The sequence below is a fragment of the Pseudomonas tructae genome (assembly GCF_004214895.1).
GTDB lineage: Bacteria > Pseudomonadota > Gammaproteobacteria > Pseudomonadales > Pseudomonadaceae > Aquipseudomonas > Aquipseudomonas tructae.
In genome coordinates this window covers 1,605,354-1,628,395 of record NZ_CP035952.1, presented here as the reverse complement: position 1 = coordinate 1,628,395, position 23,042 = coordinate 1,605,354, and the positions used below count along the sequence as shown (strand labels likewise).

Genomic DNA, 23,042 nt, shown 5'->3' with positions numbered 1-23,042 from the left:
AAAAAAAGTCCCGGCCCTTAAACGGCCATCAGGTCCTTTTCTTTCTGCTTGACGGCAACTTCGATCTCGGCCACGAATTTGTCAGTCAGCTTCTGGATGTCATCAGCGGCGCGACGCTCGTCGTCTTCGCTGATCTCCTTCTCCTTGACCAGATCCTTGAGCTGGCTCAGCGCATCACGACGGATATTGCGCACGGCAATACGACCGTCTTCAGCGGCGTCGCGCGCCTGCTTGGTGAAGCCCCTGCGGGTCTCTTCAGTCAGGGCCGGCATGGAAATCAGCAGCAATTCGCCCAGGTTGGTCGGATTGAGGTTCAGGCCTGCACTGCCGATCGCCTTGTCGACTGCGCCCAACATGTTGCGCTCGAATGCCACGACCTGCAGGGTACGCGCATCTTTCACGGTGATACTGGCCACTTGCTTGATCGGCGTATCGGCACCGTAGTAAGGCACCATGACACCTTCCAGAATGCTAGGGTGCGCCTGGCCGGTACGAATTCGGCTAAAGGCGTGCGCCAGGGATTCCAGCGATTTCTGCATGCGCTCTTGCGCGTCCTTCTTGATTTCGTTGATCATTTTTGAACTTCCTCGATCAGAGTTCCTTCCGCGCCGCCATGCACGATGTTCAGCAGGGCGCCGGGCTTGTTCATGTTGAAGACGCGCAGTGGCATCTTGTGGTCGCGGCACAGGCAGATTGCCGTCAGGTCCATCACGCCCAGCTTGCGATCCAGTACTTCATCGTAGGTCAGATGATCGAACTTCTCGGCATGCGGGTCTTTGAATGGATCTGCAGTGTATACACCATCGACCTTGGTTGCCTTCAATACCACATCAGCATCGATTTCGATGGCGCGCAGGCAGGCTGCGGAGTCGGTAGTGAAGAACGGGTTGCCGGTACCGGCAGCAAAGATCACAACTTCTTTGGCGTTCAGGTGACGCATGGCTTTGCGACGATCATAGTGATCGGTAACACCTACCATGGAAATCGCCGACATGACGATCGCGGTGATGTTCGCCCGCTCCAGCGCATCGCGCATGGCCAGGGCGTTCATTACCGTCGCCAGCATGCCCATGTGGTCGCCAGTGACGCGGTCCATGCCGGCTGCACTGAGCGCCGCGCCACGGAACAGGTTGCCACCACCGATCACCAAGCCTACCTGAACACCAATGCCGACCAGTTGGCCGACTTCCAGCGCCATGCGATCCAGGACCTTGGGGTCGATCCCGAACTCTTCCGAGCCCATCAGGGCCTCGCCGCTAAGCTTGAGTAGAATGCGTTTATAGCGAGCTTGATAACCACTGCCCTGCTGAGCCATTGCGAATCTCTCCTGCGGCGTTTGTATAAAAATCTGGGCCGGCTGTTTTCAGCCTGCTAACTGTAGCGTGGCGCAGCGACTGCGCCAGCGCCAAGCGGTCTCGTAAACCGCTCGCGCTTTGACAAAGAGGCTGCGCGCGTGAGCGGGCAGCCTCTTGGGGGCGACAGAGGTGAGTCTGTCTTACTGCTTGGCAGCAGCCAGCTGTGCGGCAACTTCTTCAGCGAAGTTGTCGACTGGCTTCTCGATGCCTTCGCCTACTTTGAAGTAGGTGAAGGAAACGATTTCAGCACCGGCTTTCTTGGCCAGATCGCCGACCTTGACTTCCGGGTTCATGACGAAGGCTTGCTCGACCAGCGAAGCTTCGGCCAGGAACTTCTTGATACGACCGTCGATCATGTTGGCGACGATGTTCTCAGGCTTGCCTTTCATCTTCTCTTCGTTCAGCTGCAGGAACACAGCCTTCTCGCGCTCGATTGCTTCAGCGGAGACTTCCGATGGATTCAGGAACTCTGGGTTGCTGGCAGCCACGTGCATGGCGATTTCTTTGGCCAGCTGGACGTCGCCGCCCTTCAGGACAACAGCAACACCGATCTTGTTGCCGTGCAGGTAGGTGCCGACAACGTCACCTTCAACACGTACCAGACGACGGATGTTGACGTTCTCACCAACCTTGGCAACCAGGGCTTCACGCGCTGCTTCACGGGAAGCGATCAGCGGAGCGGCATCGGTCAGCTTCTCGGCGAAAGCCTGTTCAACGCTTTCAGCGACGAAGTTTTTGAAGTCATCTTGCAGAGCCAGGAAGTCGGTCTGCGAGTTGACTTCCAGCAGGACGGCGGACTTGTCGTCGGCCTTGATGGCGATTGCGCCTTCAGCGGCAACGTTGCCAGCCTTTTTGGCGGCCTTGATGGCGCCCGAAGCGCGCATGTCGTCAATGGCTTTTTCGATGTCGCCGCCAGCCTTGGTCAAGGCCTTTTTGCAATCCATCATGCCTTCGCCGGTACGCTCACGCAGTTCTTTGACCAGTGCTGCAGTAATCTCTGCCATTTCAAATTCCTCTTGGATAGGTTTTCAACCATTCCACCCGATACTTGACGGGCGTTCAATTCTGTAAATCCACTCATCAGCACTCATGCGGTAACAAGATTGCAACGGCGATACTGACAAGAGGATTTCAAGGTGGCAAAAAGGGGGCAAAGCCCCCTTTTCGCGTGCCGAGTAGACGCCAGGCGTCAATTACTCAGCAGCTGGTGCTGCTTCTTCGGCGTACACTTCGGTACCGCCAGCAACGTTGTTGCGACCACGGATAACGGCGTCAGCCATCGAACCCATGTACAGCTGGATAGCGCGGATGGCGTCATCGTTACCTGGGATGATGTAGTCAACACCTTCCGGGCTGGAGTTGGTATCGACAACGCCGATGACCGGAATGCCCAGCTTGTTGGCTTCGGTGATTGCAATGCGCTCGTGGTCAACGTCGATCACGAACAGGGCATCAGGCAGGCCGCCCATGTCCTTGATACCACCCAGGCTGCGATCCAGTTTTTCCAGATCACGGGAGCGCATCAGCGCTTCTTTCTTGGTCAGCTTGGTGAAAGTGCCGTCTTCGGCCTGGGTTTCCAGGTCGCGCAGGCGCTTGATCGAAGCGCGGATGGTTTTGTAGTTGGTCAGCATGCCGCCCAACCAGCGGTGATCGACGTACGGCGATCCGCAACGTGCTGCTTCTTCAGCAACGATCTTGCCAGCCGAACGCTTGGTGCCGACGAACAGAATCTTGTTTTTGCCCTGGGCCAGACGCTCGACGAAAGTCAGTGCGTCGTTGAACATTGGCAGGGTTTTTTCAAGGTTGATGATGTGAATCTTGTTGCGCGCACCGAAAATGTACTTACCCATTTTCGGGTTCCAGTAACGGGTTTGGTGACCGAAGTGCACACCGGCCTTCAGCATATCGCGCATGTTGACTTGGGACATGATAGTTCCTTGATAAGTCGGGTTGGGCCTCCACGTATCCCAATGACCAACCCGCGACCCGAAGATCTTAGGCACCCAGGTCATCGTGTCGACACGTGTGTGGGTTTAGTGCTTGCAGGGGCTATCCCCGGCAAAGCGGCGCATTTTATACCACACACGCCCGCCAAACGGAACCCGAATTACCAACGAAGCGCACAGGCTTTTGCACATGCCGGCCATTGGCGCCAGAATGCCCCTATATAAAGGCTGTATCAGCGCCATGGCCGCCTGAACCGCGCCCGGCTCTGTTAGAATCCGGCCTTTCCCCAGATTATTAGCGCCTCGCTGCGCCGTAGAGAGCCTGCAATGACCGTTACCATCAAAACCGCCGAAGACATCGAAAAGATGCGCATCGCCGGCCGCCTGGCCGCCGAAGTCCTGGAGATGATCGAAGAGCACGTCAAGCCCGGTGTCACCACCGAAGAACTCGACCGCCTGTGCCATGACTATATCGTCAACATCCAGAAAGCCATCCCGGCGCCGCTCAACTACAAGGGTTTCCCCAAGTCGATCTGTACCTCGGTCAACCATGTGGTCTGCCACGGCATCCCGGGCGACAAACCGCTCAAGGATGGCGACACCCTGAACATCGACGTCACGGTGATCAAGGACGGCTACCACGGTGATACCAGCCGCATGTTCCACGTCGGCAATGTGCCAGTCTGGGCCGAACGCCTGTCCCAGATCACCCAGGAATGCATGTACAAGGCCATCGAACTGGTCAAGCCGGGCTGCCGCCTGGGCGATATCGGTGAAGTGATCCAGAAGCACGCGGAAAAGAACGGCTTCTCGGTGGTGCGCGAATTCTGCGGCCACGGCATCGGCAAGGTGTTCCATGAAGAGCCGCAGATCCTCCACTACGGCCGCGCAGGCACCGGCATCGAACTCAAGGAAGGCATGACCTTCACCATCGAGCCGATGATCAACCAGGGCCGCGCCGACACCAAGGTGCTGGGCGACGGCTGGACCGCCATCACCAAGGACCGCAAGCTCTCGGCCCAGTGGGAACACACCCTGGTGGTGACCGCGACCGGTTACGAGATCTTCACCCTGCGCAAAGACGACACCATTCCTCGCACATCGGCCTGACCTACAGGAAAGCCCCTCGATGCCCCAGGTGGATCCCGAGCTGTTCGATCGCGGCCAGTTCCAGGCGGAACTGGCCCTCAAGGCAAGCCCCATCGCGGCCTTCAAGAAAGCCATCCGCCAGGCCGGCGAGGTGCTCGACAACCGCTTTCGCAGCGGTCGCGAGATCCGCCGGCTGATCGAAGACCGCGCCTGGTTCGTCGACAACATCCTGCAACAGGCCTGGAACCAGTTCACCTGGAGCGAAGACGCCGATATCGCCCTGATCGCCACCGGTGGTTATGGGCGTGGCGAACTGCACCCTTATTCCGACATCGACCTGCTGATCCTGCTCGACAGCGCCGATCACGAGGTGTTTCGCGACTCGATCGAACGCTTTCTGACCCTACTCTGGGATATCGGCCTGGAAGTGGGTCAAAGCGTACGCTCGGTCGAAGAATGCGCCGAACAAGCCCGCGCCGACCTGACGGTTGTCACCAACCTCATGGAGAGCCGCACCATCGCCGGCCCCGAGCACCTGCGCCAGCGCATGCTCGAGGTCACCAGCACCGCCCATATGTGGCCGAGCAAGGAATTCTTCCTGGCCAAGCGCGCCGAGCAAAAGGCCCGGCACCACAAGTACAACGACACCGAATACAACCTGGAGCCCAACGTCAAGGGCTCGCCCGGGGGGCTGCGCGACATCCAGACGGTCCTGTGGATCGCCCGCCGCCAATACGGCACTCTCAACCTGCACGCCCTGGCCGGCGAAGGCTTCCTGCTGGAAAGCGAGAACAACCTGCTGGCCTCGTCCCAGGAGTTCCTGTGGAAAGTGCGCTACGCCCTGCACATGCTCGCCGGGCGCGCCGAAGACCGCCTGCTGTTCGACCACCAGCGCAGCATCGCCGCCCTGCTCGGTTTTGGCGACGAGAACCCCAAGCGCGCCATCGAACAGTTCATGCAGCAGTATTATCGGGTGGTCATGAGCATCGCCGAGCTCAGCGACCTGATCATCCAGCACTTCGAAGAAGTCATCCTGGAGGACGACAGCGGCAGCACCCAGCCGCTGAATCCGCGCTTCCAGGTGCACGACGGCTACATCGAGGCGGTACGCACCAACGTCTTCAAACGTACACCGTTCGCCATGCTGGAAATTTTCGTGCTGATGGCCCAGCACCCGGAAATCAAGGGGGTGCGCGCCGACACCATCCGCCTGCTGCGCGAACACCGGCACCTGATCGACGACGAGTTCCGCAACGATATCCGCAACACCAGCCTGTTCATCGAACTGTTCAAGTGCGAGATCGGCATCCACCGCAACCTGCGCCGGATGAACCGTTACGGCATCCTCGGCCGCTACCTGCCGGAGTTCGGCCTGATCATCGGGCAGATGCAGCATGACCTGTTCCACATCTATACGGTCGACGCGCACACCCTCAACCTGATCAAGCACCTGCGCAAGCTGCAGTACACGCCGGTATCGGAGAAGTTCCCGCTGGCCAGCAAGCTCATGGGCCGCCTGCCCAAGCCGGAGCTGATCTACCTGGCCGGCCTTTACCATGACATCGGCAAGGGCCGTCAGGGCGACCATTCCGAGCTGGGCGCGGTCGACGCCCAGGCGTTCTGCCTGCGTCACCAGCTACCCAACTGGGACAGCCGCCTGATCGTCTGGTTGGTCCAGCATCACCTGGTGATGTCGACCACCGCGCAGCGCAAGGACCTCTCCGATCCGCAGGTGATCTACGATTTCGCTCTGCTGGTGGGTGATGAAACCCGCCTGGACTACCTCTACGTGCTGACCGTGGCCGATATCAACGCCACCAACCCGAGCCTGTGGAACTCCTGGCGCGCCAGCCTGCTGCGCCAGCTCTATACCGAAACCAAGCGCGCCCTGCGCCGCGGCCTGGAAAACCCGCTGGATCGCGAAGAACAGATCCGCCAGACCCAGACCGCAGCCCTGGACATCCTGATTCGCGAAGGCACCGACCCGGACGACGTCGAGCAACTGTGGTCGCAACTGGGGGATGACTACTTCCTGCGTCACACTGCCGCCGACGTGGCCTGGCACAGCGACGCCATCCTCCAGCAGCCGGCAGATGGCGGGCCGCTGGTGCTGATCAAGGAAACCACCCAGCGTGAGTTCGAAGGCGGCACACAGATCTTCATCTATGCCCCCGACCAGCACGATTTCTTTGCTGTGACCGTAGCAGCCATGGACCAGCTCAACCTGAACATCCATGACGCCCGGATCATCACCTCGAGCAGCCAGTTCACCCTCGACACCTATATCGTGCTCGACAACGATGGCGGCTCGATCGGCGACAATCCCACGCGGGTCAAGCAGATTCGCGACGGATTGACCGATGCCCTGCGCAACCCCGACGACTACCCGACCATCATCCAGCGCCGGGTGCCGCGCCAGCTCAAGCACTTCACCTTCGCCCCGCAGGTAACCATCCATAACGATGCCCAGCGCCCGGTGACCATTCTCGAACTCAGCGCTCCCGACCGCCCTGGCCTACTGGCGCGGATCGGCAAGATTTTCCTGGAGTTCGACCTGTCGCTGCAAAATGCCAAGATTGCCACCCTGGGCGAGCGGGTCGAAGACGTGTTCTTCATTACCGACGCCGACAACCAGCCCCTGTCCGACCCGCAACTGTGCAGCCGCCTGCAGGATGCGATCGTCGAGCAACTGCGCGTCGACCAGGCGACCGGGGTACCCTTGACCCGCCTGACCCTATGACCGTTTGACGAGACCTTGCGCCGATGAACAACGCTTTGAATCAGCTTCAGCCCTACCCGTTCGAGAAACTCCGCGCGCTGCTCGGTAGCGTCACGCCTGCGGCGGACAAACGCGCCATTGCCTTGTCGATCGGTGAGCCCAAGCATGAGTCGCCGGCGTTCGTCGCCCAGGCCCTGGCTGACAGCCTCCAGCAAATGGCGGTGTACCCGAGCACCGTCGGCCTGCCAGCCCTGCGCCAGGCCATCACCCGCTGGTGCGAACAGCGCTTTGGTGTACCGGCCGGGTGGCTGGATGCCGACAAGCACGTGCTGCCGGTCAACGGCACCCGCGAAGCGCTGTTCGCCTTCACCCAGGCGGTGGTCAACCGTGGCGATGATGGCCTGGTGATCAGCCCCAACCCGTTCTACCAGATCTACGAAGGCGCAGCGCTGCTGGCCGGTGCGACCCCGCACTACCTGCCGTGCCTGGACAGCAACGGCTTCAACCCGGACTTCGACGCGGTGTCGGCCGAAATCTGGCAGCGCTGTCAGATCCTGTTCCTCTGCTCCCCAGGCAACCCCACCGGCGCCCTGGTGCCAATGGATACCCTGAAAAAGCTGATCGCCCTGGCGGACCAGTACGACTTCGTGATCGCTGCCGACGAGTGCTACAGCGAGCTGTACTTCGACGAGCAAAGCCCGCCACCCGGCCTGCTCAGCGCCTGCGTGGAGCTGGGCCGCAGCGATTTCAAGCGTTGCGTGGTGTTCCACAGCCTGTCCAAGCGTTCCAACCTGCCAGGCCTGCGCTCGGGCTTCGTGGCGGGTGACGCCGAGATCATCAAGCCGTTCCTGCTCTACCGCACCTACCACGGCTGCGCCATGCCGGTACAAACCCAGCTGGCGAGCATTGCTGCCTGGAACGATGAAGAACACGTGCTGGCCAACCGCGACCTGTACCGCGAGAAGTTCGATGCGGTGCTGGAAATCCTCGCCCCAGTGCTCGATGTGCAGCGCCCGGACGGCGGCTTCTACCTGTGGGCCAAGGTGCCAGGCGATGACGCCGTGTTCACCCGCGATCTGTTCCAAGCCCAGCATGTGACCGTGGTGCCAGGTTCGTACCTGTCCCGCGAGGTGGACGGCGTCAATCCGGGCGCCGGGCGGGTACGCATGGCGCTGGTGGCGCCATTGGCCGAATGCGTCGAGGCGGCCGAGCGGATTCGCGCGTTTGTGAAAGGCTAAACAAGGGAAGGATCCGAAGTTTCTGCTCAGTGCAACTGTCATTTCTACCAGTTGCCGCGCTTCGCTCCAGCTGTCAGTTTAGCTTGGCGATTTGGTTTCTACGTCGCAAATCCATTTTGCTGAACGGGACAATGACCATGACCGAGTTGACAGATGACCAGTTGGATCGGGCAAAAAAGGCATTCGACAGCCTCGACTCCAATTGCGACGGTAAAGTGAAAGTGGCTGAATTTGTTAATATAGCAGAACGCTATTTTGAGAAACACGAAATAGAACAGCTGCTTAAAGAGGCAAACCCCAACAATGATGATGAGATCAGTTTCGAGGAGTTTCTTGAGGACTACAAAAAAGACCTCTAACGTTGGAAGCGTTGCAAAACTGACTCAGTTCAATAAGGGCAGTAGCCCACTACCAATAGCACTCTACCTCCAAGTAAGAGCATGTGCTTTCACTTGGAGGTAGCCCCAGACCTACTTCACCGCCCCCAGATTCGCCTCGCTCATATCCAGCTCGCCCAGCACCTGGCGCACCACGTCATCACCGATCTGGTGCTGGCGATGCAGGTTGTACAGTTCCAGACGCTGGGCCCGTAGCGCACGCAGGCGCAAGCGTCGCTCCAGTTGATCCATCTGCGCGGCCAGGGCCTGGGCTTCGGCGCTGTCGTTGAAAGTATCGAGCTGATGCCGGTACTCAGCCATCAACCGCGCCTTGAGCTCGGCCGCCAGCGCCGCCTGAGAAGCATCCAGCGCCGTACCGGCCTCAGTCAGATCTTCAGCTTCCAGGGCGTGAATCGCCGCCTCGGCGGTGCGGCGCCAAGTATCCTGAGCCTCCTGGCGCAGGGCGTCGTCAGGGCTCTTGCTGACACCACGCAACAGCAGAGGCAAGGCAACGCACGCTGACACCAGCGACAGCAGAATCACCCCGGCAGCGATGAAAATCAGCAAGTCGCGCTCAGGGAAATCCTTGCCGGCACTGATCAACAGCGGCACCGACATGACACCCGCCAGGGTCACCGCCCCGCGCACGCCACCGACGGTCAACAACCAGCAGGAACGGGCGTTAGCCACCGGTACCAGATTCTCCTTGCCGCGCCAGCGACGGATCACGCCAATCAAGCGCCAGATGCTCTGCACCCAGATAAAGCGCAACGCCAGCAGCACCGCGAAGATCGCTACCACATCCAGGCAACGCCACAGCAAAGTCGGCCACAGCGAAGCTTCGTGACTGGTCACCGCCTTGATGATGTCGGGCAGTTGCAGGCCCAGCAGCAGGAAAATCAGGCCGTTGAACGCGAACTCCAGCAGCGACCAGACACTTCGGTTGAGCAGGCGCGTGCTGGTCTGCCGGGGCAGCAGGTCGAGCCAACTCTGCATCATCCCCGCCGCCACCGCCGAAAGAATCCCGGAGGCGCCCAGGCGCTCGGCCAGCACATAAGCGGCAAACGGCAGCAGCAACATGAACACTACATGGGTGGCCGGGTCATCCCAGCCGCGGGCGATCATCCAGGCCCGCAGACGCCCGACCAGCCAGCTCAGGGCCACACCAATGGCCAGGCCACCCACCGCGACCAGGACAAAAGTCAGGCTGGCTTGGGCCAGGGAAAACACACCGGTAATCGCCGCCACCAGGGCGAACTTGAAGGTCACCAGGCCCGAGGCGTCGTTCATCAGCGCCTCCCCCTGAAGCATGTGCATCAAGGGCGTCGGCAGGCGGTCCTGGGTAATGGCCGAAACCGCCACGGCATCGGTCGGCGACAGTACCGCGGCCAGGGCAAAGGCCACTGGCAAAGGAATGCTGGGCAGGATCCAGTGAATGAAATAACCGGCACCGACCACGGTAAACAACACCAGGCCAACAGCCAGGGTCAGGATCGGCCCGCGCAGCCGCCAGAGGTCACGCTTGGGCATCCGCCAGCCATCGGAAAACAGCAACGGCGGCAAAAACAAGAACAGAAACAATTCCGGGTCAAGGGCCACGTGCAGGCCCAGGGTTGGCCACGCCAGCAAGGCACCTGCGGCGATCTGCACCAGCGGCAACGGCAGCGGGATCATGCGCCCGACCAGTTTGGAAACACTCACCAGCATCAGCAGGATGAGAACGGTGTAGGCTGATTGCATGCAGCGAGTCCTGTTCAATTCAATCGCTTTCAATAGCCGATGCTGGCCTGGGCACGGCACTGCCATTGAAACGACATATTAGCCGCTTAGGCTGCCGGCGCACCGCTGCACAAAAGTCGCAGAACCGCCCAAAACCTGTAACACAATGCTACAAAGTGACGTGGCGACGCCAACCCAAAGCCGTCGACCGTGGCATAATCCTTCACCATTTTTTCCCAGGAGGGGCAAGCATGACCAAACGCGACACGCCATTGCACCTTTATGGAATCAAGGCCTGTGACACCATGAAGAAAGCCCGCACCTGGCTCGAAGATCAAGGCCAGAGCTACGACTTCCATGACTACAAGACCCTGGGCATCGACCGTGCGAGCCTTGAGCGCTGGTGCGATGAGCATGGCTGGCAAACAGTACTCAACCGTGCTGGTACCACCTTCCGCAAACTCGAAGAAGCCCAGAAGGCCGATCTCGACCAGGCCAAAGCCATCGAACTGATGCTGGCCCAACCGTCGATGATCAAGCGCCCGGTGCTCGACCTCGGGGGGCGGACCCTGGTCGGCTTCAAGCCTGATCTGTACGCGGCCGCCCTTCAGTAACCCGGCGCCGAGCTTTCATTCAATTTCGCAAGAGGTAACTGCATGTCCACTACCCTGTTCAGCCTGGCCTTCGGTGTCGGCACCCAGAACCGTCAAGGCGCCTGGCTGGAAGTGTTCTACGCGCAACCACTGGTTAACCCGGCTGCCGAACTGGTCGCGGCCATTGCCCCGGTTCTGGGTTATGAAGGCGGCAACCAGGCGATCGCCTTCAGCACCAGCCAGGCCGCCCAACTGGCCGAAGCCCTCAAGGGCGTCGATACCGTGCAAGCCGCACTGCTGACCCGCCTGGCCGAAAGCAACAAGCCACTGGTGGCCACCCTGCTGGCCGAAGACGCCGCCCTGACGTCCACCCCGGAAGCCTACCTGAAGCTGCACCTGCTCTCGCACCGCCTGGTCAAGCCGCACGGCCTGAACCTGGCCGGCATCTTCCCGCTGTTGCCGAATGTGGCCTGGACCAGCCAGGGCGCCGTCGACCTGGCAGAGCTTGCCGAACAGCAACTCGAAGCGCGCCTCAAGGGCGAACTGCTGGAAGTGTTCTCGGTAGACAAGTTCCCGAAGATGACCGACTACGTGGTCCCTGCCGGCGTTCGTATCGCCGACAGCGCCCGCGTGCGCCTGGGCGCCTACATCGGCGAAGGCACCACCATCATGCACGAAGGCTTCGTCAACTTTAACGCCGGCACCGAAGGCCCAGGCATGATCGAAGGCCGCGTTTCGGCGGGCGTCTTCGTCGGCAAGGGCTCGGACCTGGGCGGCGGTTGCTCGACCATGGGCACCCTGTCCGGTGGTGGCAACATCGTGATCAAGGTCGGCGAAGGCTGCCTGATCGGTGCCAACGCCGGTATCGGCATCCCGCTGGGCGATCGCAACACCGTCGAGGCCGGCCTGTACATTACCGCTGGCACCAAGGTGAACCTGCTGGACGAAAACAACCAACTGGTCAAGGTGGTCAAGGCCCGCGACCTGGCCGGCCAGACCGACCTATTGTTCCGCCGCAACTCGCTCAATGGCGCCGTGGAGTGCAAAACCCATAAGTCGGCCATCGAGCTGAACGAAGCGCTGCACGCCCACAACTAAGTGGTACCATCGGGTCTGGCCTAACGCCAGGCCCGATTTTCAGGTCCGATCATCATGTTCCAGCCCTCTCCCTGGCGCGCTGACTTTCCAGCCATCGACGCCCTGCAACGGCAGCACCAGACCTACCTGGACAGCGCCGCTACCACGCAAAAACCGCAAATCCTGCTCGATGCCCTGAGCCACTATTACGGCCATGGTGCTGCCAATGTGCACCGTGCCCAGCACTTGCCCGGCGCCCTGGCGACCCAGGCCTTCGAACGTAGCCGAGAAAAAGTCGCCGGCTGGCTGAATGCCGCCGACCCGCAACACATTATCTTCACCCATGGTGCTACCTCGGCCCTGAACCTGCTCGCCTACGGGCTTGAGCCACTGTTCGAGGCTGGTGACGAGATTGCCATCAGCGCCCTGGAGCACCATGCCAACCTGCTGCCCTGGCAACAGCTGGCGCAGCGCCGCGGCCTCAAGCTGGTGGTCCTGCCACTGGACAGTCGCGGCCTGATTGACCTCGACATCGCCCTGCAACTGATTGGCCCGCGTACCCGGGTGCTGGCGCTCAGCCAACTGTCCAACGTGCTCGGCGCCTGGCAGCCGCTGGCGCCGCTGCTGGCCCACGCCCAGGCCCAAGGCGCGTTGACCGTGGTCGATGGGGCCCAGGGGGTGGTCCACGGCCGTCACGATGTGCGGCAACTGGGCTGCGATTTCTATGTGTTTTCCAGCCACAAGCTGTATGGCCCGGACGGTGTCGGCGTGCTCTACGGCCGCCCCGAAGCCCTGGCGCGCCTGCGCCACTGGCAGTTCGGCGGCGAGATGGTGCAGATTGCCGATTACCACAGCGCCAGCTTTCGCCCGGCGCCCCTGGGCTTTGAAGCCGGCACCCCACCCATTGCCAGCGTGATTGGCCTGGGCGCCAGCCTGGACTACCTGGTCGGGCTCGACACCAATGCAGTCGCCGAGCATGAAGCCGGCCTGCACCGCCATCTGCTGCGCGGCCTGAACGATCGCGAAGGTATCCGCCTGCTCGGCCAACCGCACGTGGCCCTGGCCAGCTTCGTGGTCGACGGCGTGCACAACGCTGATCTGGCCCATATGCTCACCGAGCAGGGCATTGCCGTACGCGCCGGTCATCACTGTGCCATGCCGTTGTTGAAAAGCCTCGGCCTGGACGGTGCAATCCGCGTGTCCCTGGGCCTGTACAACGACTCCGACGACCTGCAGCGTTTCTTCCAAGCCCTGGATCAGGCCCTGGAGTTGCTGCGATGAGCCTGCCGATAGCCGCGCTGCAAGCCCTGGACGCCTTCGAACAAGCGGCCGGCTGGGAACAGCGCGCACGGCTGCTGATGCAATGGGGCGAGCGCCTGGCGCCCTTGAGCGAAGAGGAAAAGTCCGAGTCCAACCGTGTGCATGGCTGCGAAAGCCAGGTCTGGCTGGTGGCCGAGCAACAGAATGGCCAGTGGCGCTTCAAGGGCGCCAGTGACGCACGGATCATCCGCGGCTTGCTGGCGCTGCTGCTGGTGCGGGTCGAAGGCTTGTCCAGCACAGAGCTCAAGCAACTGGACCTGCCCGCCTGGTTCAATCAGCTGGGCCTGGGCCGCCAGCTCTCGCCGTCACGCAGCAACGGCCTGAATGCCGTGCTGCAACGCATGGCTCAACTCGCCGCCGACGCCTGAGCCTTGCGCTCGTGCGGGCGACGGGCGCCAGCCACCAGCTTTTCCACTGCCTTGCTGGCGGCGACCATGCCGAAAGTCGCAGTGACCATCATCACCGCGCCAAAACCACCGGAGCAGTCCAGCTTGACCCCTTCGCCAACGAAACTTTTCTGCAGGCAGACGCTGCCGTCACCTTTGGGGTAGCGCAGCTGCTCGGTGGAGAACACACACGGCACGCTGTAGTTGCGGGTCACCGTGCGGGAAAACCCATAGTCGCGGCGCAAGGTGGAGCGCACCCGCGAGGCCAGCGGATCGTTGAAGGTCTTGTTCAGGTCGGCGACGCGGATCTGGGTCGGGTCGATCTGCCCACCGGCACCACCTGTGCTGATAATGGTGACTTTGTGCCGCTTGCACCAGCCGATCAGCGCGGCCTTGGCCATGACGCTGTCGATGCAGTCGATGACGCAGTCGATATGCTCGCCGATGTACTCGGGCAGGGTCTCCTTGGTGACGAAGTCGACCACCGCATGCACTTTGCACGCCGGGTTGATCGCCCGCAGGCGCTCGGCCATGACCTCGGCCTTGGCGCGGCCAATATTGCCTTCCTGGGCATGCAACTGGCGATTGGTGTTGCTTACGCAGACATCATCGAGGTCGAACAGGGAGATTTCGCCTACACCGCTACGGGCCATGGCTTCAGCCGCCCAGGAGCCGACCCCGCCGATACCGACGATCGCCACATGGGCCTCGCGCAAGCGCTGCAGGCCGTTGTCACCGTACAACCGAGCGACACCGGCAAAACGTGGATCTTCTGTACTCATGGCCCAACCCCGAAAAAACCGGCGCGCATTATAGGCCTCTTGCGGCGCAATGGCATCCCACGGGCGACCAACGCCCGAGCCGTGCATTGGTCAAGGTAGTTGTAATCCTGCTTTAATGTCCCATGCAATCCAAAGACTTGGACGACAAAAGTACGGGCTGAGAACTTCAGGCGCTGAAGCCGATCCAATCTTCTGCGCCAACCTGTTCCCACGCTGCCTGGGCAGGAAGCACACAGGATTCGCGCCCTCGGGCGCCCGCCCGTTCCACCTTTCGGAACCCCAACTATCTATGTCATCGCGTAAATTTGGTATCAACCTGGTCATAGTCATGGCTATTGCCGCGCTATTCACCGGGTTCTGGGCGCTGGTCAACCGCCCGGTTTCCGCCCCAAACTGGCCGGAGCAGATTTCCGGTTTCTCCTACTCGCCGTTCCGCCTGGGCGAGAGCCCGCAGAAGGGCCAGTACCCCAGCGAGGATGAACTGCGCCAGGACCTGGAGCAGCTCAGCAAGCTGACCGACAGCATCCGTATCTATACGGTGGAAGGCACCCAGGCAGATATTCCGCGCCTGGCCGAAGAGTTCGGCCTGCGCGTGACCCTGGGGGTGTGGATCAGCCCGGACCTTGAGCGCAACGAGCGAGAAATCGCCAAAGCCATCGAACTGGCCAACAGCTCGCGCAGTGTCGTGCGGGTGATGGTCGGCAACGAAGCGCTGTTTCGCAAGGAGATCACCCCTGAAGCCTTGATCCAGTACATGGACCGGGTGCGCGCGGCGGTCAAGGTGCCGGTGACCACCAGTGAGCAGTGGCACATCTGGAAAGAACATCCGGAGTTGGCCAAGCACGCTGACCTTGTGGCGGCGCACATCTTGCCGTACTGGGAATTCATTCCGATGAAGGATGCCGGCCAGTTCGTGCTGGACCGCGCCCGCGACCTCAAACAACAATTCCCACGCAAACCCTTGCTGCTGTCGGAGGTCGGCTGGCCGAGCAACGGCCGCATGCGTGGCGGCGCCGAGGCCACCCAGGCCGACCAGGCCATCTACCTGCGTACCCTGGTCAACAAGCTCAACCGCCAGGGTTACAACTACTTCGTCATCGAAGCCTACGATCAGCCGTGGAAGGCCAGCGACGAAGGCTCGGTGGGCGCCTACTGGGGCGTGTTCAACGCCGCCCGCCAACAGAAGTTCAACTTCGAAGGCCCGGTCGTGGCTATCCCGCAGTGGCGCGTGCTGGCGGTCGGTTCGGTGGTACTGGCGATGCTTTCGCTGACCCTGCTGCTGATCGACGGCTCGGCCCTGCGCCAGCGCGGGCGGACCTTCCTGACCTTCATTGCCTTTCTCTGTGGTTCAGTGCTGGTGTGGATCGGTTACGACTACAGCCAGCAATACAGCACCTGGTTCAGCCTGACCGTGGGCTTCTTGCTCGCCCTGGGCGCCCTTGGCGTGTTTATCGTGCTGCTGACCGAGGCCCATGAACTGGCCGAAGCCGTGTGGATTCACAAGCGCCGTCGGGAGTTCCTGCCGGTGCAGGCCGACGCCGCCTACCGGCCGAAGGTTTCGGTGCATGTGCCGTGCTACAACGAGCCGCCGGAGATGGTCAAGCAGACCCTCAATGCCCTGGCGGCGCTGGATTATCCGGACTACGAAGTCCTGATCATCGACAACAACACCAAGGACCCGGCGGTCTGGGAGCCGATCAAGGCCCACTGCGAAATGCTCGGCGAACGCTTCAAGTTCTTCCACGTCGCGCCCCTGGCCGGCTTCAAGGGCGGCGCGTTGAACTACCTGGTCCCGCACACTGCCAAGGATGCCGAAGTGATCGCGGTGATCGACTCGGACTACTGTGTCGACCGCAACTGGCTCAAGCACATGGTGCCGCACTTCGCCGACCCGAAAATCGCCGTGGTGCAATCGCCCCAGGATTACCGTGATCAGAACGAAAGCACCTTCAAGAAGTTGTGCTACAGCGAATACAAGGGTTTCTTCCATATCGGCATGGTCACCCGCAACGACCGCGACGCGATCATTCAACATGGCACCATGACCATGACCCGGCGCTCGGTGCTCGAAGAGCTGGGCTGGGCCGACTGGTGTATCTGTGAGGACGCTGAGCTCGGCCTGCGGGTGTTCGAAAAAGGCTATTCCGCAGCGTACTCCCATGAAAGCTATGGCAAGGGCTTGATGCCCGACACCTTCATCGACTTCAAGAAGCAGCGCTTCCGCTGGGCCTATGGCGCCATCCAGATCATCAAGCGCCATGCCGCAAGCCTCTTGCGCGGCAAGGACTCGGAGCTGACCCGTGGCCAGCGCTACCACTTCCTTGCCGGTTGGCTGCCGTGGATCGCCGATGGCATGAACATTTTCTTCACTGTCGGCGCCCTGCTGTGGTCGGCGGCAATGATCATCGTGCCGCAGCGGGTCGATCCGCCGCTGCTGATTTTCGCGATTCCGCCGCTGGCACTGTTCGTGTTCAAGGTCGGCAAGATCGTGTTCCTCTACCGCCGTGCGGTGGGTGTGAACCTCAAGGACGCCTTCGCCGCGGCCCTGGCCGGCCTTGCGCTTTCGCACACCATCGCCAAGGCGGTCCTGTATGGCTTCTTCACCAGTAGCATCCCGTTCTTCCGCACACCGAAGAACGCCGACAGCCATGGCCTGCTGGTGGCGCTGTCCGAAGCCCGTGAGGAGCTGTTCATCATGTTGCTGCTGTGGGGTGCCGCGGCCGGGATCTACCTGGTCCAGGGTCTGCCGAGCAACGACATGCGCTTCTGGGTGACCATGCTGCTGGTGCAGTCGCTGCCGTACCTGGCGGCGCTGATCATGGCCATGCTGTCGTCGCTGCCCAAGCCTGTGGATGCTGCGCAGCCGGCCCAGGCCTCCTGAACTTGGGATACTGTAGGAGCGGGCTTGCCCCGCGATGCGATGCTGGTTGAAAGGCCGCAATCGCGGGGCAAGCCCGCTCCTACAGGCGTCCAAATTGCTATAAGATAACCCCCCTCGAATTCGTGCCCTGCCTTGCCCCGGAGCTCCCCATGACGGCCCCAGCCGACCTCTCGCCTACCCTTGAACTGGCCTGCGACCTGATCCGTCGCCCTTCGGTGACCCCGCTGGACTTCGACTGCCAGAAACAGATGATGCAACGCCTGGGCGAAGCCGGCTTCATGCTCGAACCGATGCGGATCGAAGACGTTGACAACTTCTGGGCCACCCACGGTACCCAGGACGGTCCGGTACTGTGCTTCGCCGGCCACACCGACGTGGTCCCGACCGGCCCGGTGCAGGCCTGGCAGAACGACCCGTTCGACGCCCTGATCGATGCCGACGGCATGCTCTGCGGACGCGGCGCGGCCGACATGAAGGGCAGCCTGGCGGCCATGGTGGTCGCCACCGAGCGCTTCGTCGCCGACTACCCGAACCATCGCGGCAAGGTCGCCTTCCTGATCACCAGCGACGAAGAAGGCCCCGCCCACCACGGTACCAAGGCTGTGATCGAGCGCCTGTCCGCCCGCAACGAGCGCCTGGACTGGTGCATCGTTGGCGAGCCCTCGAGCACCACGCTGGTTGGTGACGTGGTCAAGAACGGCCGTCGCGGCTCCCTCGGCGCCAAGCTCACCGTGCGCGGCATCCAGGGCCATGTCGCCTACCCGCACCTGGCGAAAAACCCGATCCACCTGGCCGCCCCGGCCCTGGCGGAACTGGCAGCCGAGCACTGGGACGAAGGCAATGCGTTCTTCCCGCCCACCAGCTTCCAGATATCCAACCTCAACTCCGGCACCGGCGCCACCAACGTGGTACCGGGCGAGTTGACCGCGCTGTTCAACTTCCGTTTCTCCACCGAGTCGACAGTCGAAGGCCTGCAGCAGCGCGTTGCCGCCATCCTCGACAAGCACCAGCTGGACTGGCACGTGGATTGGGCGCTGTCGGGCCTGCCGTTTCTCACCGAACCGGGCGACTTGCTCGACGCGGTATCGGCCAGCATCAAGGCGGTCACCGGCCGTGAAACTCAGGCCTCGACCAGCGGCGGCACCTCCGATGGGCGCTTCATCGCCACTCTGGGCACCCAGGTGGTCGAACTGGGCCCGGTCAACGCCACCATTCACCAGGTCAATGAGCGGATCCTGGCCAGCGACCTCGATGTGCTGACCGAAATCTACTACCAGACCCTGACCCGGTTGCTTGCCTGATGCTCACCTGCCCGATCTGCAGCGCCGCGCTGAGCACCCTCGACAATGGCGTGGCCTGCCCGGCCGGTCACCGTTTCGACCGTGCCCGCCAGGGTTACCTGAACCTGTTGCCGGTGCAGCACAAGAACAGCCGTGACCCGGGTGACAACCAGGCCATGGTCGAGGCGCGTCGCGACTTTCTCAACGCTGGCCATTACGCGCCGGTAGCCCGGCGCCTGGCCGAACTTGCCGCTGAACGCGCACCCGCGCGCTGGCTGGATATTGGCTGTGGCGAGGGTTACTACACCGCGCAAATCGCCCAGGCGTTACCGCAAGCCGATGGCTACGCCCTGGATATTTCCCGCGAAGCGGTCAAGCGGGCCTGCAAGCGCAACCCGGCGCTGACCTGGCTGGTGGCAAGCATGGCCCGGGTGCCGCTGGCCGATGCCAGCTGCCAGTTCCTGGCCAGTGTCTTCAGCCCCCTGGACTGGCAAGAGGCCCTGCGCCTGCTGAGCCCTGGCGGCGGCCTGATGCGCGTCGGTCCGACCAACGAGCACCTGATCGAATTGCGCCACAAGCTCTACGATGAAGTGCGCGACTACGCCGACGACAAGCACCTGGCGCTGGTGCCTGCGGGCATGCAGCACGCCCACAGCGAAACCCTCACATTCCGCCTGAGCCTTGCCGACAGCAAGGCCCGCGCCGACCTGCTGGCCATGACCCCCCATGGCTGGCGTGCCAGCGCCGAAAAACGCGCGCGCGTCATCGAGCAGGCCGAACCTTTCGAGGTCACGGTATCGATGCGTTACGATTATTTTGTGCGCCAAGACTGAGCGTACCCGGAGCCCCTATGCGCCAACCCGATATCGAGATTTACCTGAAAGACGCTGATGTCGATCACAAACAGATTGCTGCCTGGCTCGGCGCAGCGCTCGGCCCGTGCAGCGACTGGCAACAGAAAGGCCAGACCTACAAGTGCAAGGCCGGTAACATTCCGGTTACCTGGTTACCGAAGGCTGTGGGCAAATGGAACAGTCTGTACCTGGAAAGCGACCAGACGCCGTGGGACGACGACATTGCCTGCGCTCGCGCCGCCTTCGCCGCGCTGAACGTCGAAGTACGCTGCGCACCGGGTAGCTGGGTCGAAGAAGAAGGTGAAGAAGATGCCGATCGCTGGATCCGCATCAGTGCCGACGGTGAAGAAGAAATCACCTGGCGCACACAATAGCGACACACCATGAACCTCAAGCTACAAGCCTGGCACGGTCAGCTTGCAGCTTGGGGCTTGAAGCTTTACAAGCCGACTACATCTTCAGCCTGCAGACCTTTCTGCCCTTGGGTCAGGTTGTATTCGACCTGTTGCCCCTCGATCAGGGTGCGATGACCCTCACCACGAATGGCACGGTAGTGAACGAACACGTCCGCGCCATCTTCACGCTGAATGAAGCCATATCCTTTGGCGTCATTGAACCACTTTACACTTCCAGTCTCACGAGACGACATCTGAACTACTCCGGATTTTTATTTTGGAATCGCCTTGCTTGCAAAGGGGTCACCACCCTCTGCGGGCGCAGCTTGCGCAAATCTGTTGCAAGCGGCGGACCGAGTATATGCCACACTTAAATTATTTTTCATGACCGGGGCGCTTTTTGCTGAACTTGCGCAGATACGGCACACTAACGCCCTGAGCAATTACTCGAAAATCTCATCCAGAGCACACACCGTATGACCCGTTCCCCCTTGCGCCGCCTGATTTTCGGCGCCTTGCGTCGCCTGTTGTACCTGTGGGTTCGCTCCGAGACCATCAACCAGTCATCCTTCACCCTGAACCTGGATCGTAGCCGGCCGGTGTTCTATGCCCTGCAATCGCCATCGCTGACCGACCTGGCCGTGCTTGATCGCGAGTGCACCAAAGCCGGGCTGCCACGCCCGGTGCTGCCCGTGGCCGTCGGCACGCTGCACGAGCCCGCCGCGTTCTTCTACCTGACCCCCGAACCCGACTGGCTCGGCCGCCAGGACAAACGCGGCGCACCGCCGACCCTGGCGCGGCTGGTCAACGCTGTAAGCCAGCACGCCGAAGAAGACGCGCAGATCATTCCCGTCAGCGTGTTTTGGGGACAATCACCTGCCAGCGAATCCAGCCCCTGGAAACTGTTGTTCGCCGACAGCTGGGCGGTAACCGGGCGCCTGCGCCGCTTGCTGACCGTGCTGATCCTCGGGCGCAAGACCCGCGTGCAGTTCTCGGCACCGATCCACCTGCGCGAGCTGGTGCAACACAACAAGGGCCACGAGCGCACTGTGCGCATGGCCCAGCGCCTGCTGCGCGTGCACTTTCGCAACCTCAAGACCGCCGTTATCGGCCCGGACATCTCCCACCGGCGTAACCTGGTCAAGGGCCTGGTTCACGACCCGCTGGTACGCCAGGCCATCCTTGATGAAGCAGAACGCGAGAAGATCCCTCTGGCCAAAGCCGAAGCCCAGGCCCTGCGCTACGGCAACGAGATCGCCTCAGACTACACCTACACCGCGATCCGCTTCCTCGAAGTGGTGCTCAGCTGGTTCTGGAACAAGATCTACGACGGCATCAAGGTCAATCATATCGAGCAGGTTCAGGGCATCGCCCCGGGCCATGAAGTGATCTACGTGCCCTGCCACCGCAGCCATATCGATTACCTGTTGCTGTCCTACCTGCTGTTTCGCAACGGCCTGACCCCGCCGCACATTGCCGCCGGGATCAACCTCAACATGCCGGTGATCGGCGGCCTGCTGCGCCGGGGCGGGGCGTTCTTCATGCGCCGAACGTTCAAGGGCAACCCACTGTACACCGCAGTGTTCAACGAATACCTGCACACCCTGTTCACCAAGGGTTTCCCGGTCGAGTACTTCGTCGAAGGCGGTCGCTCGCGTACCGGACGCATGCTCCAGCCGAAAACCGGCATGCTGGCGATTACCCTGCGCAGTTTTTTGCGCTCATCGCGCACGCCGATCGTCTTCGTGCCGGTGTACATCGGTTATGAACGGGTCCTGGAGGGCCGCACCTACCTGGGCGAACTGCGCGGGGCGAGCAAGAAGAAAGAGTCGATTTTCGACATCTTCAAAGTCGTCGGTGCACTCAAGCAACGCTTTGGCCAGGTGGCGGTCAACTTCGGCGAGCCGATCCGCCTGGGCGCCTTCCTCGACCAGCAACAACCGGGCTGGCGTGAGCAGGAACACGGCCCGCAATTCCGCCCGGCCTGGCTCAACGAGACCACCTCACGCCTGGGCGAGAAAGTCGCCCAGCACCTGAACGAGGCCGCGGCGATCAACCCGGTCAACCTGGTGGCGCTGGCGCTGCTTTCCACCAGCCGCCTGGCCCTGGATGAACGCGCCCTGGCACGGGTACTGGACCTGTACCTGATGCTGCTGCGCAAGGTGCCCTACTCGCCACACACCACTTTGCCCGAGGGCGACGGCCTGGCCCTGATCAGCCACGTCAAGGGCATGGACCTGCTGGCCGAGCAGAGCGATGCCTTGGGCAAGATCCTCTACCTGGACGAGCAAAACGCTGTCCTGATGACCTACTACCGCAACAACGTGCTGCACATCTTCGCCCTGCCGGCCCTGCTGGCGAGCTTCTTCCAGAGCAGCTCGCGAATGAGCCGCGAGCTGATCCTGCAATACACCCGCGCACTGTACCCGTACTTGCAGTCGGAGCTGTTCATTCGCTGGGAGCTTGAGGAGCTGGACGCGATCATCGACCAGTGGCTGGAAGCCTTCGTCGAACAAGGCCTGCTGCGTTTCGAGAACGGTGTCTACCTGCGCCCGGCGCCGAGTTCGCGGCAGTTCGTGCTGTTGACCCTGCTGGCCCGAGCCATTACCCAGACTCTGCAGCGCTTCTATATGGCCACTGCCCTGCTGCTCAACAGCGGCCAGCACAGCCTGAGCGCCGAAGCGCTGGAAGACCTGTGCGTGATCATGGCCCAGCGCCTGTCGATCCTGCATGGCCTGAACGCACCGGAGTTCTTCGACAAGACCCTGTTCCGCCACTTTATCCAGACCCAGATCGAGCAAGGGGTATTGCGCCCGGACGCCAATGGCAAGCTGGGTTACCACGAAAAACTCAGCGAACTGGCCGAAGGCGCAGCCAAACGCGTGCTGTCGGCGGAAGTGCGCCTGTCGATTCGCCAGGTGGCCCTGCACCGCGAAGACAGCCAGGAGCCTGTCACGGTGTAATCCTTCTACCTGCCAGGTAGACCCCAGGAGGCTCAGGATGCGCGTGCATTCAACCCTCCTGGAGATAC

General features: G+C 61.7%; 20 protein-coding genes. 13 read left to right on the top strand and 7 right to left on the bottom strand.

The genetic code is table 11. The features are described 5' to 3' along the window. Positions 1-17: 17 nt before the first annotated feature. The 4 genes from frr to rpsB form a co-directional block, all read right to left on the bottom strand. Positions 18-575, bottom strand: coding sequence for a ribosome recycling factor (frr, locus tag EXN22_RS07425; protein ID WP_130263455.1), 558 nt, complete (start codon positions 573-575; stop codon positions 18-20). Beyond that, positions 572-1,315, bottom strand: coding sequence for a UMP kinase (gene pyrH / locus EXN22_RS07420; RefSeq protein WP_016392310.1), 744 nt, complete (start codon positions 1,313-1,315; stop codon positions 572-574). The genes frr and pyrH overlap by 4 nt, the downstream gene beginning before the upstream one ends. A 180-nt stretch (positions 1,316-1,495) precedes the next feature. After that, a complete protein-coding gene (gene tsf, locus EXN22_RS07415) occupies positions 1,496-2,359 on the bottom strand; it encodes a translation elongation factor Ts (RefSeq protein WP_130263454.1) in 864 nt (287 codons plus the stop codon). Positions 2,360-2,548: 189 nt separating this feature from the next. Beyond that, a complete protein-coding gene (gene rpsB, locus EXN22_RS07410) occupies positions 2,549-3,283 on the bottom strand; it encodes a 30S ribosomal protein S2 (RefSeq protein WP_130263453.1) in 735 nt (244 codons plus the stop codon). Between the two features lie 345 nt (positions 3,284-3,628). Here rpsB and map point away from each other — a divergent pair, with 345 nt between their 5' ends. From map to EXN22_RS26150, 4 genes are all read left to right on the top strand, one after another. Next, the gene (gene map / locus EXN22_RS07405) at positions 3,629-4,411 is read left to right on the top strand and encodes a type I methionyl aminopeptidase (RefSeq protein WP_130263452.1); all 783 of its coding nucleotides are present in this window, start codon (positions 3,629-3,631) and stop codon (positions 4,409-4,411) included. Between the two features lie 19 nt (positions 4,412-4,430). Beyond that, on the top strand, positions 4,431-7,130 hold the full coding sequence (locus EXN22_RS07400) for a [protein-PII] uridylyltransferase (protein WP_130263451.1): 2,700 nt from the start codon (positions 4,431-4,433) through the stop codon (positions 7,128-7,130). A gap of 23 nt (positions 7,131-7,153) precedes the next feature. After that, on the top strand, positions 7,154-8,347 hold the full coding sequence (dapC, locus tag EXN22_RS07395) for a succinyldiaminopimelate transaminase (protein WP_130263450.1): 1,194 nt from the start codon (positions 7,154-7,156) through the stop codon (positions 8,345-8,347). 137 nt (positions 8,348-8,484) lie between these two features. Further along, positions 8,485-8,706, top strand: a complete 222-nt coding sequence (locus EXN22_RS26150) for an EF-hand domain-containing protein (RefSeq protein WP_165392193.1) — start codon at positions 8,485-8,487, stop codon at positions 8,704-8,706. A gap of 111 nt (positions 8,707-8,817) precedes the next feature. On the opposite strand, the gene EXN22_RS07385 is transcribed toward EXN22_RS26150, so the two are convergent. Next, positions 8,818-10,464, bottom strand: coding sequence for a Na+/H+ antiporter (locus EXN22_RS07385; RefSeq protein WP_130263448.1), 1,647 nt, complete (start codon positions 10,462-10,464; stop codon positions 8,818-8,820). A 230-nt stretch (positions 10,465-10,694) separates the two neighbouring features. Here EXN22_RS07385 and EXN22_RS07380 point away from each other — a divergent pair, with 230 nt between their 5' ends. From EXN22_RS07380 to EXN22_RS07365, 4 genes are read left to right on the top strand one after another with little or no spacing between them, the layout of a single operon-like run. Then, positions 10,695-11,057 carry an ArsC family reductase gene (locus EXN22_RS07380; protein WP_130263447.1) on the top strand — a complete coding sequence of 121 codons (363 nt, stop codon included), beginning with the start codon at positions 10,695-10,697 and terminating at the stop codon, positions 11,055-11,057. 42 nt (positions 11,058-11,099) lie between these two features. Then, on the top strand, positions 11,100-12,134 hold the full coding sequence (dapD, locus tag EXN22_RS07375) for a 2,3,4,5-tetrahydropyridine-2,6-dicarboxylate N-succinyltransferase (protein ID WP_130263446.1): 1,035 nt from the start codon (positions 11,100-11,102) through the stop codon (positions 12,132-12,134). 54 nt (positions 12,135-12,188) lie between these two features. Then, the gene (locus EXN22_RS07370) at positions 12,189-13,394 is read left to right on the top strand and encodes an aminotransferase class V-fold PLP-dependent enzyme (protein ID WP_130263445.1); all 1,206 of its coding nucleotides are present in this window, start codon (positions 12,189-12,191) and stop codon (positions 13,392-13,394) included. Then, entirely contained in the window at positions 13,391-13,801 is a 411-nt protein-coding gene (locus tag EXN22_RS07365; RefSeq protein WP_130263444.1) for a SufE family protein, read from the top strand. Before EXN22_RS07370 ends, EXN22_RS07365 begins: the two co-directional genes overlap by 4 nt. On the opposite strand, the gene tcdA is transcribed toward EXN22_RS07365, so the two are convergent. Beyond that, positions 13,780-14,601: a tRNA cyclic N6-threonylcarbamoyladenosine(37) synthase TcdA gene (tcdA, locus tag EXN22_RS07360; RefSeq protein WP_130263443.1), complete on the bottom strand. Its 822-nt coding sequence runs from the start codon at positions 14,599-14,601 to the stop codon at positions 13,780-13,782. The two genes, EXN22_RS07365 and tcdA, sit on opposite strands and share 22 nt — an antisense overlap. Before the next feature lie 289 nt (positions 14,602-14,890). Between tcdA and EXN22_RS07355 the strand changes: the two genes are divergently transcribed. The 4 genes from EXN22_RS07355 (at position 14,891) to EXN22_RS07340 (ending at position 19,990) form a co-directional block, all read left to right on the top strand. Next, positions 14,891-17,482 carry a glycosyltransferase gene (locus EXN22_RS07355; protein WP_130263442.1) on the top strand — a complete coding sequence of 864 codons (2,592 nt, stop codon included), beginning with the start codon at positions 14,891-14,893 and terminating at the stop codon, positions 17,480-17,482. A gap of 149 nt (positions 17,483-17,631) precedes the next feature. Continuing rightward, positions 17,632-18,783 (top strand): succinyl-diaminopimelate desuccinylase, encoded by a 1,152-nt coding sequence (gene dapE / locus EXN22_RS07350; protein ID WP_130263441.1) that lies wholly within the window; start codon positions 17,632-17,634, stop codon positions 18,781-18,783. Further along, the gene (locus tag EXN22_RS07345; protein WP_130263440.1) at positions 18,783-19,595 is read left to right on the top strand and encodes a putative RNA methyltransferase; all 813 of its coding nucleotides are present in this window, start codon (positions 18,783-18,785) and stop codon (positions 19,593-19,595) included. Before dapE ends, EXN22_RS07345 begins: the two co-directional genes overlap by 1 nt. A 17-nt stretch (positions 19,596-19,612) precedes the next feature. Next, positions 19,613-19,990, top strand: a complete 378-nt coding sequence (locus EXN22_RS07340) for a hypothetical protein (RefSeq protein WP_130263439.1) — start codon at positions 19,613-19,615, stop codon at positions 19,988-19,990. Between the two features lie 65 nt (positions 19,991-20,055). On the opposite strand, the gene EXN22_RS07335 is transcribed toward EXN22_RS07340, so the two are convergent. After that, positions 20,056-20,265, bottom strand: coding sequence for a cold-shock protein (locus EXN22_RS07335; protein ID WP_130263438.1), 210 nt, complete (start codon positions 20,263-20,265; stop codon positions 20,056-20,058). A 222-nt stretch (positions 20,266-20,487) separates the two neighbouring features. Here EXN22_RS07335 and plsB point away from each other — a divergent pair, with 222 nt between their 5' ends. Further along, positions 20,488-22,974 carry a glycerol-3-phosphate 1-O-acyltransferase PlsB gene (gene plsB, locus EXN22_RS07330; protein ID WP_130263437.1) on the top strand — a complete coding sequence of 829 codons (2,487 nt, stop codon included), beginning with the start codon at positions 20,488-20,490 and terminating at the stop codon, positions 22,972-22,974. Positions 22,975-23,042 lie beyond the last annotated feature (68 nt).